16 protein-coding genes are annotated in these 16,958 nt (G+C 59.3%); 11 read left to right on the forward strand and 5 right to left on the reverse strand.

Features of this window, described 5'->3' with window-relative positions; all coding sequences use genetic code 11:
• Positions 1-122 precede the first annotated feature (122 nt).
• Positions 123-596, forward strand: coding sequence for a bacterioferritin (bfr, locus tag MA884_RS15265; RefSeq protein WP_256231302.1), 474 nt, complete (start codon positions 123-125; stop codon positions 594-596).
• A 196-nt stretch (positions 597-792) separates the two neighbouring features.
• Here bfr and grxD read toward each other — a convergent pair whose 3' ends face one another.
• From grxD to MA884_RS15280, 3 genes are all read right to left on the reverse strand, one after another.
• Positions 793-1,134: a Grx4 family monothiol glutaredoxin gene (grxD, locus tag MA884_RS15270; protein WP_256231303.1), complete on the reverse strand. Its 342-nt coding sequence runs from the start codon at positions 1,132-1,134 to the stop codon at positions 793-795.
• A gap of 99 nt (positions 1,135-1,233) precedes the next feature.
• Positions 1,234-3,342: a molybdopterin oxidoreductase family protein gene (locus MA884_RS15275; protein WP_256231304.1), complete on the reverse strand. Its 2,109-nt coding sequence runs from the start codon at positions 3,340-3,342 to the stop codon at positions 1,234-1,236.
• 131 nt (positions 3,343-3,473) lie between these two features.
• A complete protein-coding gene (locus MA884_RS15280; RefSeq protein WP_256231305.1) occupies positions 3,474-3,761 on the reverse strand; it encodes a hypothetical protein in 288 nt (95 codons plus the stop codon).
• 400 nt (positions 3,762-4,161) lie between these two features.
• On the opposite strand from MA884_RS15280, the gene argF reads away from it, so the two are divergent.
• Both argF and MA884_RS15290 read left to right on the forward strand, forming a co-directional pair.
• Complete coding sequence (argF, locus tag MA884_RS15285) at positions 4,162-5,082, forward strand: ornithine carbamoyltransferase (RefSeq protein ID WP_256231306.1); 921 nt, start codon at positions 4,162-4,164, stop codon at positions 5,080-5,082.
• Positions 5,079-6,188 carry an ABC transporter ATP-binding protein gene (locus tag MA884_RS15290; protein WP_256231307.1) on the forward strand — a complete coding sequence of 370 codons (1,110 nt, stop codon included), beginning with the start codon at positions 5,079-5,081 and terminating at the stop codon, positions 6,186-6,188. The genes argF and MA884_RS15290 overlap by 4 nt, the downstream gene beginning before the upstream one ends.
• 107 nt (positions 6,189-6,295) lie before the next feature.
• Here MA884_RS15290 and MA884_RS15295 read toward each other — a convergent pair whose 3' ends face one another.
• Together MA884_RS15295 and ybaK are read right to left on the reverse strand one after the other, a co-directional pair.
• Positions 6,296-7,105 (reverse strand): PhzF family phenazine biosynthesis protein, encoded by an 810-nt coding sequence (locus MA884_RS15295; protein WP_256231308.1) that lies wholly within the window; start codon positions 7,103-7,105, stop codon positions 6,296-6,298.
• Between the two features lie 160 nt (positions 7,106-7,265).
• Positions 7,266-7,736, reverse strand: a complete 471-nt coding sequence (gene ybaK, locus MA884_RS15300; protein WP_256231309.1) for a Cys-tRNA(Pro) deacylase — start codon at positions 7,734-7,736, stop codon at positions 7,266-7,268.
• 320 nt (positions 7,737-8,056) lie between these two features.
• On the opposite strand from ybaK, the gene MA884_RS15305 reads away from it, so the two are divergent.
• The 8 genes from MA884_RS15305 (at position 8,057) to MA884_RS15340 (ending at position 16,900) form a co-directional block, all read left to right on the forward strand.
• Entirely contained in the window at positions 8,057-8,908 is an 852-nt protein-coding gene (locus MA884_RS15305) for an MIP/aquaporin family protein (protein ID WP_256231310.1), read from the forward strand.
• A gap of 77 nt (positions 8,909-8,985) precedes the next feature.
• Positions 8,986-10,491 (forward strand): glycerol kinase GlpK, encoded by a 1,506-nt coding sequence (gene glpK, locus MA884_RS15310; RefSeq protein WP_256231311.1) that lies wholly within the window; start codon positions 8,986-8,988, stop codon positions 10,489-10,491.
• Positions 10,492-10,586: 95 nt separating this feature from the next.
• Positions 10,587-11,342, forward strand: coding sequence for a DeoR/GlpR family transcriptional regulator (locus MA884_RS15315; RefSeq protein ID WP_047227030.1), 756 nt, complete (start codon positions 10,587-10,589; stop codon positions 11,340-11,342).
• 313 nt (positions 11,343-11,655) lie between these two features.
• Complete coding sequence (glpD, locus tag MA884_RS15320; protein ID WP_256231312.1) at positions 11,656-13,194, forward strand: glycerol-3-phosphate dehydrogenase; 1,539 nt, start codon at positions 11,656-11,658, stop codon at positions 13,192-13,194.
• A 449-nt stretch (positions 13,195-13,643) separates the two neighbouring features.
• Complete coding sequence (locus MA884_RS15325) at positions 13,644-14,558, forward strand: glutamate/aspartate ABC transporter substrate-binding protein (RefSeq protein ID WP_256231313.1); 915 nt, start codon at positions 13,644-13,646, stop codon at positions 14,556-14,558.
• 193 nt (positions 14,559-14,751) lie between these two features.
• Positions 14,752-15,498, forward strand: a complete 747-nt coding sequence (locus MA884_RS15330) for an amino acid ABC transporter permease (protein WP_256231314.1) — start codon at positions 14,752-14,754, stop codon at positions 15,496-15,498.
• Entirely contained in the window at positions 15,498-16,169 is a 672-nt protein-coding gene (locus tag MA884_RS15335; RefSeq protein WP_186658909.1) for an amino acid ABC transporter permease, read from the forward strand. The genes MA884_RS15330 and MA884_RS15335 overlap by 1 nt, the downstream gene beginning before the upstream one ends.
• Positions 16,166-16,900: an amino acid ABC transporter ATP-binding protein gene (locus tag MA884_RS15340; protein WP_256231315.1), complete on the forward strand. Its 735-nt coding sequence runs from the start codon at positions 16,166-16,168 to the stop codon at positions 16,898-16,900. The genes MA884_RS15335 and MA884_RS15340 overlap by 4 nt, the downstream gene beginning before the upstream one ends.
• The last annotated feature ends 58 nt before the right edge of the window (positions 16,901-16,958 follow it).

Raw genomic sequence — 16,958 nt, forward strand, 5'->3', positions numbered from 1 at the left:
GAACACAAACATTCTTATTCCGATTAATTTTCATTTATTATTCAATAACTTAGGTTTGACACCCGCCAGTACGCAGCTCAAACTCAGCCTTATATACAGCTACTACAGGGCAGGCCCTCACCATGAAAGGCGACGTTACAGTCATCCAGCATCTCAACAAAATCCTCGCCAATGAGCTGGTCGCGATCAACCAATACTTCCTGCATGCGCGCATGTACGAGGATTGGGGCCTGAACAAGTTGGGCAAGCACGAGTACCATGAGTCCATCGACGAGATGAAACACGCGGACAAGCTGATCAAGCGCATCCTGTTTCTCGAAGGGCTGCCGAACGTCCAGGACCTGGGCAAGCTGCACATTGGCGAACACACTCAGGAAATGCTCGAGTGCGACCTGACAATCGAGCGTGCCGGCCACGCCGACCTGAAAGTCGCCATCGCCCATTGCGAAGCCGTCGGTGACTTTGGCAGCCGTGAACTGCTTGAGGACATTCTCGAGTCTGAGGAAGAACACATCGACTGGCTGGAAACCCAACTGGGTCTGATCGACAAAGTGGGTCTTGAGAACTACCTGCAATCGCAGATGGGCGAAGAGTAACTTTCTCCAAAAGCAAGCCACTAAAAAGCCCCGCCCTCTTTCGAGAGGCGGGGCTTTTTATTGCCTGGATTCCCAGGCCACCGAAAAACCTTTGTGGGAGCGAGCCTGCTCGCGATAGCGGTCTATCAGTCACAAACACATTGACTGACACGCCCTCATCGCGAGCAGGCTCGCTCCCACATTGTTTATCCGTGAATCAGGCTTCTGTCTTGTCCGCAGCAGCTTTCTCGGCAGCAGCCTTGATCGTGGCCTGCAGAGAGCCGTCGGCCGCCATCTCGGTCATGATATCGCTACCGCCGATCAGCTCACCACCCACCCACAGCTGCGGGAAGGTCGGCCAGTTGGCGAACTTGGGCAGGTTGGCGCGGATTTCCGGGTTCTGCAGGATGTCCACGTAGGCAAACTTCTCGCCACACGCCATCACAGCCTGAGCAGCCTTGGCCGAGAAGCCGCACTGTGGCGCGTTCGGCGAGCCTTTCATGTAAAGCAGGATGGTGTTGTTGGCAATCTGGTCTTTAATCGTTTCGATGATATCCACGGAGCACCTCGGCTTAAACTTTGCGACTTCAGTTGTCGACACGGTGGCGCATTGTAACGGAAAGCCGAGCACGCTGCTCGGTCTCCCCTAGAGACAAATTCACGCAGCCACCACCGTCACCGGAACCCCGTTGAGCGCGGCATTGCCGGACAACTCATCAAGCTGACAGTCATCGGTCAGGTCGTTGGCACTCGAACCGGGCTGGGCGCTGGCAATGCTCATCTGCACGCCCGGCCGGGCGTGGCCCCAGCCGTGAGGCAAGCTGACCACGCCTTTCATCATCTCCAGGCTGCCTTGCACCTCGACTTCGATCATACCCACCCGCGAACTGACTTTCACCCGCTGCCCGTCGCTCAACCCGCGACTGCTCAGATCCTCCGGGTGCATCAGTAGTTGATGACGCGGCTTGCCCTTCACCAGACGATGGAAATTGTGCATCCAGGAATTATTGCTGCGCACATGACGACGACCAATCATCAGCAGTTCATCCGCCTCTGGCGCTTGCAATGCGGCGAAGCGCTTGAGGTCGGCAAGAATGACCGCCGGAGCAGCCTGCACACGCTGGTTGTCGGTTTTCAACCGAGGAGCCAGGTTGGGCTTGAGAGCACCCAGGTCGATGCCATGGGGGTGATCGAACAGGGTCGCCAGGGACAGTTTGTGCGGTGAAGCATCGCCATAGGCGCCGGCACGAAGGCCGAAATCGATCATTTGCGCCGGCGGCATGGTCGGCTTGAGTTCCTTGCCGGTTCGGGCTGCGAAAGCCTTGGCCAGACCGACGAAAATTTCCCAGTCGTGCAGCGCCCCTTCAGGCTTGGGCAGGATCGCCCGGTTGAAACGGGTCACATTGCGCACCGCGAACAGGTTGAACGTGGTGTCGTAATGGTCGTTTTCCAGAGCCGAGGTGGAAGGCAGGATCAGGTCGGCGTAGCGCGTGGTTTCGTTGATGTACAGATCGACGCTGACCATGAACTCCAGCCCGTCCAGCGCCTGCTCCAGTTGTCGCCCGTTAGGGGTGGACAGCACCGGGTTGCCCGCCACGGTGACCAGCGCGCGAATCTGGCCTTCGCCCTCGGTGAGCATCTCCTCGGCCAAAGCCGAAACCGGTAGTTCGCCCGAGTATTCGGGGCGCCCGGACACCCGGCTTTGCCAGCGATTGAAATGACCTCCCGAGGTGGTGGCGACCAGATCCACCGCAGGCTCCGTACACAGGGCCCCGCCGACCCGATCAAGATTGCCGGTCACCAGGTTGATCACCTGAATCAGCCAGTGACACAGCGTGCCGAACGCCTGGGTCGAGACGCCCATCCGTCCATAACAGACCGCTGAAGGCGCGGCAGCGAAGTCCCGGGCCAACTGACGGATCTGCGTAGCCGGCACGGCACAGAGCGGGCTCATCGCTTCAGCAGTGAAGGTCACGACGGCCTGGCGCACGTCTTCCAGGCCATCCACCGGCAGGTGGCTGTCACAGGTCAAGCCCTCGCTGAACAGGGTATTGAGCACACCAAACAGCAAAGCCGCATCGCCACCCGGGCGCACGAAAACGTGCTGGTCGGCCATCGCCGCCGTTTCGCTGCGACGTGGATCGACCACCACCACTTTACCGCCCCGGGCCTGGATCGCTTTGAGGCGTTTTTCCACGTCCGGCACGGTCATGATGCTGCCATTGGACGCCAGCGGGTTGCCGCCCAGGATCAGCATGAAGTCGGTGTGATCGATGTCCGGAATCGGCAGCAGCAGACCGTGGCCGTACATCAGGTGGCTGGCCAGGTGGTGGGGCAGTTGGTCCACCGAGGTCGCCGAGAAGCGGCTACGGGTTTTCAGCAGGCCCAAAAAATAGTTGCTGTGGGTCATCAGCCCATAGTTATGCACGCTGGGGTTGCCCTGGTAGACCGCCACCGCGTTCTGGCCGTGGCGCTCCTGAATCCCCGCCAGGCGTTCGGCCACCAGCGCGAAGGCCTCCTCCCAGGCGATAGGCTGCCACTCGCTACCCACCCGCCGCATGGGCTGGCGCAGGCGATCCGGATCGTTCTGGATATCTTGCAGGGCCACCGCCTTGGGACAGATGTGGCCGCGACTGAAGCTGTCCATCTGATCGCCCTTGATCGAGGTGATCGCCAAGCCTTGACCTTCGGTTTCGGTGGTTTCAAGCGTCAAGCCGCAGATGGCTTCACACAGATGGCACGCACGGTGGTGGAGAGTCTTGGTCATGGCCAGTCTCTATTTTATTCGTGGCGGGCGCTTTCGGCCGCGGGAACAAAACTATGGCGCGGGATCCGCCACCGCGCCAGCGACGTGCGTCCTGTGAATTGCCGGGCATCAGGCCCGCCGATAAAGTGCTCTCAAGGCTGCTCGGGGGGCGGCGCCAGCAACTGGATTTCCTCGATGGTTTCCACTTGTTCGTGAGCGAGGGGCACCCCCGTCAACTCACCGATCAAGCGCCAATGCTCGTCGAGCCCGGAGCTGATGGTGGCCATGCGATCAATCATTCGACGACCGGCAGCCTTGGTCACCTCGTCGTCGCTGCGCAACAATTCGAATGACATGGACGTCACCGAAGCGGTCAGGTGAGTCAGGGAGCGTGCTGTCAGCCCCAGTAGTTCCATCAGTTGTTGCTCTTTCGAATCCATTTCGGGGCTCCGGCATGTAAGGCTCATTTATAACCCAGGCCCTGGCATTAGGAAATATTCACGCCCAGCAACCGACCAGCGAAATCACGCAAGACCAGGCCGCAAACCGACCCTGCGCCATGGCGTGCCCGCCCGGTTTGATTGCCAAGCTGCGCAAGGCCAGTGTACAAATGGGTTGCTGCTGTCAGGAAACCGGCTTCATACACGTCTTCACAAGTCTGCTATGACCTCGCTGAAATCCCCTAAAACTGTAGCCCTATTGGTAAGACGCGACATTTCCTTATAAGATCGCGCCTTCCCCTATTTCGTCGCCCCGTGCGGCTTTTGCCGCAGGTCTCGCCCGTTTTTTCATGAAACAAGGCTTTGAGCATCTGCGATCAGTGACAAAAGGTAGTCAATCATGAGCGCAAGGCACTTTCTCTCCCTGATGGATTTCACGCCCGATGAGTTGCTCGGTGTGATCCGTCGAGGCGTGGAGCTCAAGGACCTGCGTAATCGCGGCGTACTGTTCGAGCCCCTGAAAAACCGTGTGCTGGGGATGATCTTCGAGAAGTCATCGACCCGCACCCGTATTTCTTTCGAAGCCGGCATGATCCAGCTCGGTGGCCAGGCAATTTTCCTGTCGCCCCGCGATACCCAGCTCGGCCGTGGCGAACCGATCGGCGACTGCGCCATCGTCATGTCGAGCATGCTCGATGCGGTGATGATCCGAACCTTTGCCCACAGTACCCTGACCGAATTCGCGGCCCATTCCCGCGTGCCGGTGATCAATGGTCTGTCCGATGACTTGCACCCCTGCCAGTTGCTGGCCGACATGCAGACGTTCCTCGAACACCGCGGCTCGATCCAGGGCAAGACCGTGGCTTGGGTCGGTGACGGCAACAACATGTGCAACAGCTATATAGAAGCCGCGATCCAGTTCGACTTCCAGCTACGCATCGCCTGCCCGGAAGGCTATGACCCCAGTGCCGAACTGGTGGCCAAGGCCGGGGACCGCGTGACCATCGTCCGTGATCCGAAACTGGCCGTGGCCGGCGCACACCTGGTGAGCACTGATGTCTGGACCTCCATGGGCCAGGAAGAAGAAACCGCCAAGCGTCTGAAATTGTTCGCGCCGCTTCAGGTCAACCGCGCCCTGCTCGATCTGGCGGACGCCGACGTGCTCTTTATGCACTGCCTGCCGGCCCATCGCGGCGAGGAGATCAGCGTCGACCTGCTGGACGACCCACGCTCCGTGGCTTGGGACCAGGCAGAAAATCGCCTTCACGCCCAAAAGGCCTTGCTCGAGTTTCTTGTCGAGCCGGCGTACCACCACGCATGAGCCATTCCTTGTTACTGAACCTGCACAACCTGACTTGTGGTTATCAAAACCAGCGGGTCGTCCAGAACCTCAACCTGCACCTCAATGCCGGAGATATCGGTTGCCTGCTTGGCTCGTCCGGGTGCGGCAAGACCACGACGCTAAGGGCAATCGCCGGCTTCGAGCCGGTACAGGAAGGCGAGATTCAACTGGCCGGGGAAACCATTTCCCGCGCCGGTTTCACCCTCGCCCCGGAAAAACGCCGCATCGGCATGGTGTTTCAAGATTACGCGCTGTTCCCCCACCTGAGCGTGGCCGAGAACATGGCGTTTGGCATTCGCAAGCATCCGAACAAGGATCGCGTGGTCGAGGAACTGCTGGAGCTGGTCAACCTGAAGAGCCTGGGCAAACGCTTGCCCCATGAACTGTCCGGGGGCCAGCAACAGCGTGTGGCCCTGGCCCGCGCCCTGGCGCCGGAACCGCAGTTGCTGTTGCTCGACGAGCCGTTCTCCAACCTTGATGGTGAGCTGAGACGCAAACTCAGCCATGAAGTGCGGGACATTCTCAAGGCCCGTGGCACCAGCGCAATCCTGGTGACCCACGATCAGGAAGAAGCCTTCGCAGTGAGTGACCATGTCGGGGTGTTCAAGGAAGGTCGGCTGGAGCAGTGGGACACACCGTACAATCTGTACCATGAACCGCTGACGCCATTCGTTGCCAGCTTCATTGGCCAGGGTTATTTCATTCGCGGCCAGCTCGACAGCCCGGAATCGGTGCAAACCGAGCTGGGTATCCTGCGCGGCAACCGGGCCTACACCTGGCCCATCGGTGGCGCGGTGGATGTGCTTCTGCGCCCGGACGATATCGTCTATGCACCGGACAGTGCGCTCACAGGCAGGATTGTCGGCAAGACGTTCCTGGGGGCTTCAACCCTGTATCGCCTGCAATTACCGACCGGAGCGCAGTTGGAATCGATCTTCCCCAGCCATGCCGACCATCAGGTCGGTGCCGAGGTCGGCATCCGCGTGGCGGCTGAACACCTGGTGCTGTTCCAGGCGTCAGGGAGCACGGCGGCCCATATCCCTCCCGTGGAAAGCGGCGTGCGGCGCTACAGTACTGCCAACTAGAGAAGCAAGTGTGGGAGCGAGCCTGCTCGCGATGGCGTAGGCATATTCAGCATCGATGCAAGCTGAACCAACGCTATCGCGAGCAGGCTCGCTCCCACATTTTGACCTCAGAGATTTGAGATGAGGTTACCGGCTCCCCCCAACATCAACGTCCCACTGGCCACCAACGTCGCATTCCCACCAATCTTCACCCGCTCCCCCTCCAGTCGGCAAAACAGTTCGCCGCCCCTGGCCGAGCACTGAAAAGCCGTCAGCCCCAGCTTGCCCAGGCGCCTGGACCAGTAGGGAATCAGGCTGCAATGAGTCGAGCCAGTGACCGGGTCTTCATTGATGCCAATCGCCGGGGCGAAATAACGCGAGACAAAATCATGCCGACTTCCCGGCGCAGTCACGATTGCGCCCGGCCACGGCAGTTTCGCCAAGGCCGCCATGTCCGGCTTGCAATCGAGCACCGCCTGTTCCGACTCCAGCACGACGAACAGTTCGTTGGAGCTCAACACGTCCACCGCTTCCACACCCAGGGCAGCCTGGACCACCAGGGACGCACCCAACTCGCTGGGGAGGATGGCTGGAAAATCCAGCCATAGCCGATCACCTTCGCGAGTGACGCTCAACGCCCCGGATCGACAGATAAAGTCCAGTCGCTCGACGGCTTCGTGATAGACCTCGAACAGCACATGGGCGCTGGCCAAGGTGGCATGCCCGCACAACGGCACCTCGGTGGTGGGCGTGAACCAGCGGATATGCCAATGCTGGCCTTCACGCACCAGAAAAGCCGTTTCAGCCAGGTTATGTTCGGCGGCGATCCTTTGCATCAAGTCATCGGCCAGCCAGGCGTCGAGCCGATAGACCATCGCCGGATTGCCGCCAAACGGCCGATCACTGAACGCATCGACTTGATGAAACGCAAGCTGCATGGCACTTCTCCTTGTTATTGATGCATGAGCATGAGGTGGCGAGACAGTGTTTTTCCAGTGACAGATCCGACGAATTTTCACCCTACAGCCCTGAAGCCCCCGGCAAGCTTAAGCCTTACACCCCTGTGGCGACGGTACTTGTTCCCGCCCACCGCTGGGCTCAAGCACGCCCGATATCCGCAAACGTCGCCCCGGTATGCTCGGCCAACACCGCAGGCGCCAGCTCTACCTCCAACCCCCGCCTTCCTGCACTGACAAAGATGCTGGCAAACGGCTGGGCAGAACGGTCGATAAACGTGCGAAGACGTTTTTTCTGCCCCAACGGACTGATGCCGCCGAGCAGATAACCGGTCGAACGCTGGGCGGCCGCGGGGTCGGCCATCTCGACTTTTTTTACGCCGGCGGCATGGGCCAGGGCTTTCAAATCCAGGCTGCCGGCCACAGGCACCACCGCCACCAACAACTCATTTTTTTCGCTGGCGGCCAATAACGTCTTGAAGACCTGCGCCGGATCCAGTCCAAGCTTTTCTGCCGCTTCCAAGCCATAGGAGGCTGCCTTGGGATCGTGCTCATAACTGTGAATGCGATGCTCGGCGCGCACTTTTTTAAGCAGATCCAATGCCGGTGTCATGATCACTCCTGAGGAAAATCGAATAAGAGTGGCCGGATTCTAAGTCATCGTCGGCCAAAAGGCGCTGGAACTGGGCTGCCAACCCCAGTGACGTCGCGTCAGCGAAACAGTCATTCACGCCACGAATAGTTTAAATGTGACCAATGGTTCACTTTCGACCTTTGACACCAGCGTTTCTTGTCTATATTTTTTCGAAACTGAAAACACAAACGCAGGTCTCAAACAACACCCCGAGTTCAGGATGAGGATCCTGCCTCGACGATAAACGCGCGATCGGGCTTTATCGGTCGCGCCAGACAACAACAAAAACCGAGGTTTGAATGACAATTGCTTTACAACAGCCACCCCTTTCCAGCCAATGCCTGGCCGAATTCCTGGGGACTGCCCTGCTGATTTTTTTCGGTACCGGCTGCGTTGCAGCGCTCAAGGTCGCGGGTGCGAGTTTCGGCCTGTGGGAAATCAGTATCATCTGGGGTGTCGGTGTCAGCATGGCGATCTACCTCAGCGCCGGCGTTTCCGGCGCACACCTGAACCCTGCCGTCAGCATCGCCCTGTGTATTTTCACCGACTTTGAAAAGCGTAAGTTGCCCTTCTACATTATTTGCCAGGTGGCCGGCGCCTTTTGTGGCGCGCTGCTGGTCTACACGCTGTACAGCAATCTATTCTTCGATTTCGAACAGTCCCGACACATGATTCGTGGTACTGAAGCCAGCCTTGAGCTGGCCTCGGTATTTTCCACCTATCCGCATCCGGCGCTGTCCACCGGCCAGGCCTTTCTAGTAGAGGTGATCATCACCGCCATCTTGATGGGCGTGATCATGTCCCTGACCGATGACAACAATGGGTTGCCTCGCGGCCCGCTGGCGCCGCTGCTGATTGGCCTGCTGATCGCGGTGATTGGTAGCTCAATGGGTCCGCTGACAGGCTTCGCGATGAACCCGGCACGGGACTTCGGCCCTAAACTGATGACTTTCTTCACCGGCTGGGGTGAAATTTCCCTCACGGGTGGACGCGACATCCCGTACTTCCTGGTTCCAATTTTCGCACCGATCGTGGGTGCATGCCTGGGCGCTGCGGCCTATCGCGGGTTGATTGCCCGCCATTTGCCCAGCGCCACGGCTGCTACAGAGGATGCAAAAGCGGCCATTGACGGCAAACCCAGAACGTCCTGAAACAGTGGGCGCACGTTTCTGCCCAACTCAGCGTGCGCCATGGCCTCACCCATTATTTACGTCCCAAGGCAATCGACATGACCGACATTCAGAACAAGAACTACATCATTGCCCTCGACCAGGGTACGACCAGCTCGCGGGCGATCATTTTCGACCGTGACGCCAATGTGGTCTGCACCGCCCAGCGCGAATTCGCCCAGCATTACCCCCAGGCCGGCTGGGTCGAACACGACCCGATGGAAATCTTCGCCACCCAGAGCGCGGTGATGGTGGAAGCCCTAGCCCAGGCTGGGCTGCATCATGACCAGGTCGCCGCGATCGGCATCACCAACCAGCGCGAAACCACCGTGGTCTGGGACAAGACCACCGGCCGGCCGATCTACAACGCCATCGTCTGGCAATGTCGGCGCAGCACCGAAATTTGCCAGCAGCTCAAGCGTGACGGCCACGAACCGTACATCAGCGAAACCACCGGCCTGGTCACCGACCCGTATTTCTCCGGCACCAAGCTCAAGTGGATCCTGGACAACGTCGAAGGCAGCCGCGAACGTGCGCGCAATGGTGAACTGCTGTTTGGCACCGTAGACAGCTGGCTGATCTGGAAATTTACTGGCGGCAAGGTCCACGTCACCGACTACACCAACGCCTCGCGCACAATGCTCTTCAATATCCACTCGCTGGAGTGGGACGCGAAGATGCTCGAGATTCTCGACATCCCTCGCGAAATGCTGCCGCAAGTGAAGTCGTCCTCGGAAATTTATGGCCGCACCAAGAGCGGCATCGCCATCGGCGGCATCGCCGGCGACCAGCAGGCCGCCCTCTTCGGCCAGATGTGCGTCGAGCCAGGCCAGGCGAAAAACACCTATGGCACCGGCTGCTTCCTGCTGATGAACACCGGCGACAAAGCGGTCAAATCCAATCATGGCATGCTCACCACCATCGCCTGCGGCCCCCGCGGCGAAGTGGCCTACGCCTTGGAAGGCGCGGTGTTCAACGGTGGCTCCACCGTGCAATGGCTGCGCGATGAGTTGAAAATCATCAACGACGCCCTCGACACCGAATACTTCGCCAACAAGGTCAAGGACAGCAACGGCGTGTACCTGGTGCCCGCCTTCACCGGCCTGGGCGCACCCTACTGGGACCCCTATGCCCGTGGCGCGCTGTTCGGCCTGACCCGCGGCGTGCGGGTCGACCACATCATTCGTGCAGCGCTGGAATCGATTGCCTACCAGACCCGCGACGTACTCGATGCCATGCAACAGGACTCTGGCGAACGCCTCAAGGCCCTGCGCGTAGACGGCGGCGCGGTAGCGAACAACTTCCTGATGCAATTCCAGGCGGACATTCTAGGGACCCGGGTCGAACGCCCTAAAATGCGTGAAACCACAGCCTTGGGCGCCGCCTATCTGGCCGGCCTGGCGTGCGGTTTCTGGAGCAGCCTGGAAGAGCTGCGCGGCAAGGCGGTGATTGAGCGCGAATTCGAACCGCAACTGGACGAGCAGGCCAAGGAAAAACTCTACGCCGGCTGGCAGAAAGCGGTCAGCCGCACCCGCGACTGGGAGCCTCACGAAGACGCTGAATAAGCCGAAGCTGGGTACGGCGAGGGTGTGAAACTGGTCGGGAGGGGATTCCTGCGGCATCATGGGCAAATTTTGTATGGCAGCCCAAAGGAAGCCCCATGAATCTGCCTCCCCGTCAGCAGCAAATCCTCGAGCTGGTCCGCGAACGCGGCTATGTCAGCATCGAGGAAATGGCGCAGCTATTCGTCGTCACCCCGCAAACCATCCGCCGCGACATCAATCAGTTGGCGGAATTGAACCTGCTGCGTCGCTACCACGGCGGCGCCGCCTATGATTCGAGCGTTGAAAACACTGCCTACGCCATGCGCGCCGATCAGATGCGCGACGAGAAACAGCGCATCGCCGAAGCCATCGCCGCCCAGATTCCCGATCACGCCTCGCTGTTCATCAACATCGGCACCACCACCGAATCCATCGCCCGGGCGCTGCTCAACCACAACCATCTGAAGGTCATCACCAACAATCTGCATGTGGCCTCGATCCTCAGCGCCAAAGACGACTTCGAAGTCTTGATCGCCGGCGGCAACGTCAGGCGTGACGGAGGGGTGGTAGGCCAGGCCAGCGTCGACTTCATCAACCAGTTCAAGGTCGACTTCGCCCTGGTGGGCATCAGCGGGATCGATGAAGACGGCAGCCTGCTGGACTTCGACTACCAGGAAGTGCGGGTTTCCCAAGCGATCATCGCCAACGCCCGGCAAGTGCTGCTGGCGGCGGACTCCAGCAAATTCGGACGCAACGCCATGGTCAGACTGGGGCCGATCAGCCTGATCGATTGCCTGGTGACCGACCAGCAACCGGTGCCGGCCCTGGCGCAATTGCTGAGCCAGCACAAGATTCGGCTGGAAGTGGTTTAACGCCTTTCCCAATACCCTGTGGCAAGGCCGCTGTGGGAGCAAGGCTTGCCCGCGAAACAGGCGACACGGTTTCTCCATGAAACGAGGCGCCTGTTTCGCGAGCAAGCTTTGCTCCCACAAATCCCTTCGCCACCAATACCTCCCTGTCGGCTTCATCTCTCTTCGTGTTCGAAAATTTTCCTTTCAGCTTCCTTTGATCAGTATTTTCAATCGAAGACGGCTGGCTGTTGCGGTGTTTATGGGCTAGTATTTTCGCAAATGAACATTAATGTTCGAATTCAAAAATTTCGAAAAAAGAGCCCGAGGCCAGCCGATGCCCACTTCTACCTTGCCTACGCCCCCTCTCGCAGAGGTTTACGACGTCGCCGTCATTGGCGGTGGTATTAACGGCGTGGGGATTGCCGCGGACGCTGCGGGGCGCGGTCTTTCGGTGTTCCTTTGCGAAAAGGACGACCTGGCCAGCCATACCTCGTCGGCCAGCAGCAAGCTGATCCATGGCGGCCTGCGCTACCTCGAGCATTACGAATTCCGCCTGGTGCGCGAAGCGCTGGCCGAGCGCGAAGTGCTGTTGACCAAGGCTCCGCACATCGTCAAGCAGATGCGCTTCGTATTGCCCCACCGCCCGCACTTGCGCCCCGCCTGGATGATTCGCGCCGGCCTGTTCCTCTACGATCACCTGGGCAAGCGCGAGCAGCTTGCCGGTTCCAAAAGCCTGAAATTCGGTGCCGACAGCGCGCTGAAAAGTGAAATCACCAAAGGTTTCGAATATTCCGACTGCTGGGTCGACGATGCGCGCCTGGTGGTGCTCAATGCCATGGCCGCCCGGGAAAAAGGCGCCCATGTCCACACTCGTACACGCTGCGTGAACGCCCGCCGCAGTAAAGGCTTGTGGCATTTGCATCTGGAACGCGCCGACGGCAGTCTGTTTTCGATCCGTGCCAAGGCACTGGTGAATGCTGCCGGTCCCTGGGTTGCCAAGTTCATTCGCGACGACCTGAAGCTGGAATCGCCTTATGGCATTCGTCTGATCCAGGGCAGCCACCTGATCGTGCCGAAACTCTACGAAGGCGAGCACGCGCACATTCTTCAAAACGAAGACCAGCGCATCGTCTTCACCATTCCGTATCTGAACCGGTTCACCTTGATCGGTACGACCGACCGCGAATACACCGGCGACCCGGCCAAAGTGGCGATCACCGAAGGCGAAACCGATTATTTGCTCAAAGTGGTCAACGCTCACTTCAAGAAGCAGATCAGCCGCGACGAAATCCTGCACAGCTATTCCGGCGTGCGTCCGTTGTGCAACGACGAATCCGACAATCCCTCGGCCGTCACCCGGGATTACACCCTGGCGCTCTCGGGCAGTGGCGAAGAGGCCCCGCTGCTGTCGGTGTTCGGCGGCAAACTGACGACCTACCGCAAACTGGCCGAATCGGCCATGGCGCAATTGGCGCCGTATTTTACTCAAATGCGCCCGAGCTGGACTGCGGTAGCCACCCTCCCCGGCGGCGAAAACATGAGCACCCCGCAAGCGCTGTGCTCGGCCATTCGCGACAAATTCGACTGGGTACCGACCGAGCTCGCCCGCCGCTGGGCCACCACCTACGGCAGCCGCACCTGGCGCATGCTTGAAGGCGTGCACAGCCTCGGTGACATGGGCGAACACATCGGTGCTGGCCTCTACACCCGGGAAGTCGACTACTTGTGCAGCGATGAATGGGCCATCGATGCCCAGGACATCCTGTGGCGCCGCAGCAAGCTGGGCTTGTTCACCACCGAGGCCGAACAGCAAAAGCTGCAGCAATACCTGGACAAGGTGGAGCACAACCGTCGCAAGATCGAAGCGGCCTGAACGATAGCCTGCTAAACCCGAAGCCCCTGAATCCAGCGATTCAGGGGCTTTTGCTATCTGGACCTTCCGCTGACCCCATGTGGGAGCGAGCCTGCTCGCGATGAGGCCATAGGACTCCACATCAACGGGTCTGACATACCGCTATCGCGAGCAGGCTCGCTCCCACAGTGGATTGGTGTTAGGCCCTAGAGCCATTCGGTTTTCCGAACACAACCCGCCAGTCAATTCGGCAAACCGGATAAACAGCCTGTCGAAAACATCAAACAAAACATTAATTACCTTTAAAAACATAAAGTTAATGACAGTCGACTGGCCTGGCACGACTCATGCTCTACACTCCTTCGAGACGAAATACCTGCATGCCAACACAACAGGAGCTGCCAGGTACTTCGAAGCACTCAGGGCCGACGAACCGGCTGAATAAGAAAAACAATGTCGAGGAAATATCGATGCGCATCGTTCCCCATCTCCTGGGCGCAGCCATTGCTGCCGCTCTGATCAGCACTCCGGTTTTCGCCGCCGAACTGACCGGCACGCTGAAAAAGATCAAAGAGTCCGGCGTCATTACGCTCGGGCATCGCGACGCTTCCATTCCGTTTTCCTACATCGCCGACGCGTCCGGCAAACCGGTCGGCTACTCCCACGACATTCAGTTGAAAGTCGTCGAAGCCCTGAAAAAAGAGCTGGACGTGCCGAACCTGCAGGTCAAGTACAACCTGGTTACCTCGCAAACCCGTATCCCGCTGGTGCAAAACGGCACCGTGGACCTGGAATGCGGTTCCACCACCAACAACGTCGAGCGTCAGCAACAGGTTGACTTCTCCGTGGGCATCTTCGAGATCGGCACCAAGCTGCTGGCCAAGAAAGATTCCAAGTACAAGGATTTCGACGACCTCAAAGGCAAGAACGTCGTGACCACCGCCGGCACCACGTCCGAGCGCATCCTCAAGTCCATGAACGCTGACAAGCAAATGGGCATGAACGTGATCTCGGCCAAGGACCATGGCGAATCGTTCAACATGCTCGAAGGCGGCCGCGCCGTTGCCTTCATGATGGACGACGCCTTGCTGGCCGGTGAAATGGCCAAGGCCAAGAAACCCGCCGACTGGGCCGTGACCGGCACTCCGCAGTCCTTCGAAATCTACGGTTGCATGATGCGCAAGGGTGACGAGCCGTTCAAAAAGGCTGTCGATGACGCCATCAAGGCCACCTACGCTTCTGGCGAAATCAACAAGATCTACGAAAAATGGTTCATGCAGCCAATCCCGCCAAAAGGCCTGAACCTGAACTTCCCGATGAGCGAAGAGCTCAAGAAGCTGATCGCCGAACCGACCGACAAAGCGGCCGACGAAAAGAAATCCTGATTTCTGACTAACCTTGTCCCCTGAAGGTGCTTTTGCGCTTTCAGGGGATGGTCACTCCCTGCTGGCATATCTGGAAACACTCGAACCGGTGGCTGTCGAGCCGATCGCGTGTGCCTGCCCCTCAAGGGTCAGGTGGGAATGGAGTTTCCCCAGGCGGGTATTTGCATATCGATCGATCTGAGGGGAGACCCTAATGAATTACAACTGGGACTGGGGCGTGTTCTTCAAGTCCACCGGCATCGGCAGCGAGATTTATCTCGACTGGTACGTGGCCGGCCTGGGCTGGACCATCGCCATCGCCATCGTGGCCTGGATCATCGCCCTACTGCTGGGCTCGGTCCTGGGCGTGATGCGCACCGTACCGAACCGGCTGGTGTCCGGTATCGCCACCGGCTACGTGGAACTGTTCCGTAACGTGCCGCTGCTGGTTCAGCTGTTCATCTGGTACTTCCTGGTGCCCGACCTGCTGCCTGCGGACCTGCAGGAATGGTACAAGCAGGACCTGAACCCGACCACCTCGGCCTACCTGAGCGTCGTCGTGTGCCTGGGCCTGTTCACTGCCGCCCGGGTCTGCGAACAGGTTCGCACCGGTATCCAGGCGTTGCCGCGCGGCCAGGAAGCCGCAGCCAGGGCCATGGGCTTCAAGTTGCCGCAGATCTACTGGAACGTCCTGCTGCCCCAGGCCTACCGGATCATCATTCCGCCGCTTACCTCGGAATTCTTGAACGTCTTCAAGAACTCCTCCGTGGCCTCGCTGATCGGCCTGATGGAACTGCTCGCGCAGACCAAACAGACCGCCGAGTTCTCCGCCAACCTGTTCGAAGCCTTCACCCTGGCGACGCTGATCTACTTCACCCTGAACATGAGCCTGATGCTGCTCATGCGCATGGTCGAGAAGAAAGTCGCGGTGCCCGGCCTGATCTCCGTGGGGGGTAAATAATGGAACTCGACTTCACAGGCATCATCCCGGCCATTCCCGGTTTGTGGAACGGCATGGTGATGACCCTCAAGCTGATGGCCCTGGGTGTGGTCGGCGGGATCATCCTGGGGACGATCCTGGCGCTGATGCGCCTGTCCCACAACAAGCTGATCTCCAGCATCGCCGGCGCGTACGTCAACTACTTCCGCTCGATCCCGCTGCTGCTGGTCATCACCTGGTTCTACCTGGCAGTGCCGTTCGTGCTGCGCTGGATCACCGGCGAAGACACACCGATTGGTGCGTTCGGTTCCTGCGTCGTGGCGTTCATGATGTTCGAAGCGGCGTACTTCTGCGAAATCGTGCGGGCCGGCGTGCAGTCGATCCCCAAGGGTCAGATGGGCGCCGCCCAGGCGCTGGGCATGAACTATGGCCAGACCATGCGCCTGATCATCCTGCCCCAGGCGTTTCGCAAGATGACCCCGTTGCTGTTGCAACAAAGCATCATCCTGTTTCAGGACACCTCGCTGGTCTACACGGTTGGCCTGGTGGACTTCCTCAATGCTTCGCGGGCCAATGGCGACATCATCGGCCGCTCCCATGAGTTCCTGATCGTTGCAGGTCTCGTGTACTTCACAATCAGCTTTGCCGCCTCGCTGCTGGTCAAGCGTCTGCAAAAAAGGTTCGCCGTATGATCTCTATCAAGAACATCAACAAGTGGTATGGGGACTTCCAGGTACTGACCAATTGCAGCACCGAGGTCAGCAAGGGTGAAGTTGTGGTGGTGTGCGGCCCGTCGGGTTCGGGCAAGTCCACGCTGATCAAGTGCGTGAACGCCCTGGAGCCGTTCCAGGAAGGTGACGTTGTGGTCGACGGCACGTCCATCGCCGACCCGAAGACCAACCTGCCAAAACTGCGCTCGCGCGTCGGCATGGTGTTCCAGCACTTCGAGCTGTTCCCACACCTGACCATCACCGAAAACCTGACCATCGCGCAGATCAAGGTGCTGGGCCGCAGCAAGGAAGAAGCCACCCAGAAAGGCCTGCAACTGCTTGAGCGGGTCGGTCTGTCGGCCCATGCCCACAAGCACCCGGGCCAGCTCTCCGGCGGCCAACAGCAGCGCGTGGCGATTGCCCGTGCCCTGGCGATGGACCCGATCGTGATGCTGTTCGACGAACCGACCTCGGCCCTTGACCCGGAAATGGTCAACGAAGTGCTCGACGTGATGGTGCAACTGGCCCACGAAGGCATGACCATGATGTGCGTGACCCACGAAATGGGCTTCGCCCGCAAAGTGGCAAACCGGGTGATTTTCATGGACCAGGGCCAGATCATCGAAGACTGCGAGAAGGAAGAGTTCTTCGGCGACATCAGCGCCCGCTCCGAACGTGCGCAGCACTTCCTTGAGAAAATCCTGCAGCACTAAACAACACCAGTTCCCCTGTGGGAGCGAGCCTGCTCGCGATGAGGCCAGTACAGTCAGC

It is taken from the genome of Pseudomonas sp. Q11 (assembly GCF_024494355.1).
Lineage (GTDB): Bacteria > Pseudomonadota > Gammaproteobacteria > Pseudomonadales > Pseudomonadaceae > Aquipseudomonas > Aquipseudomonas hefeiensis.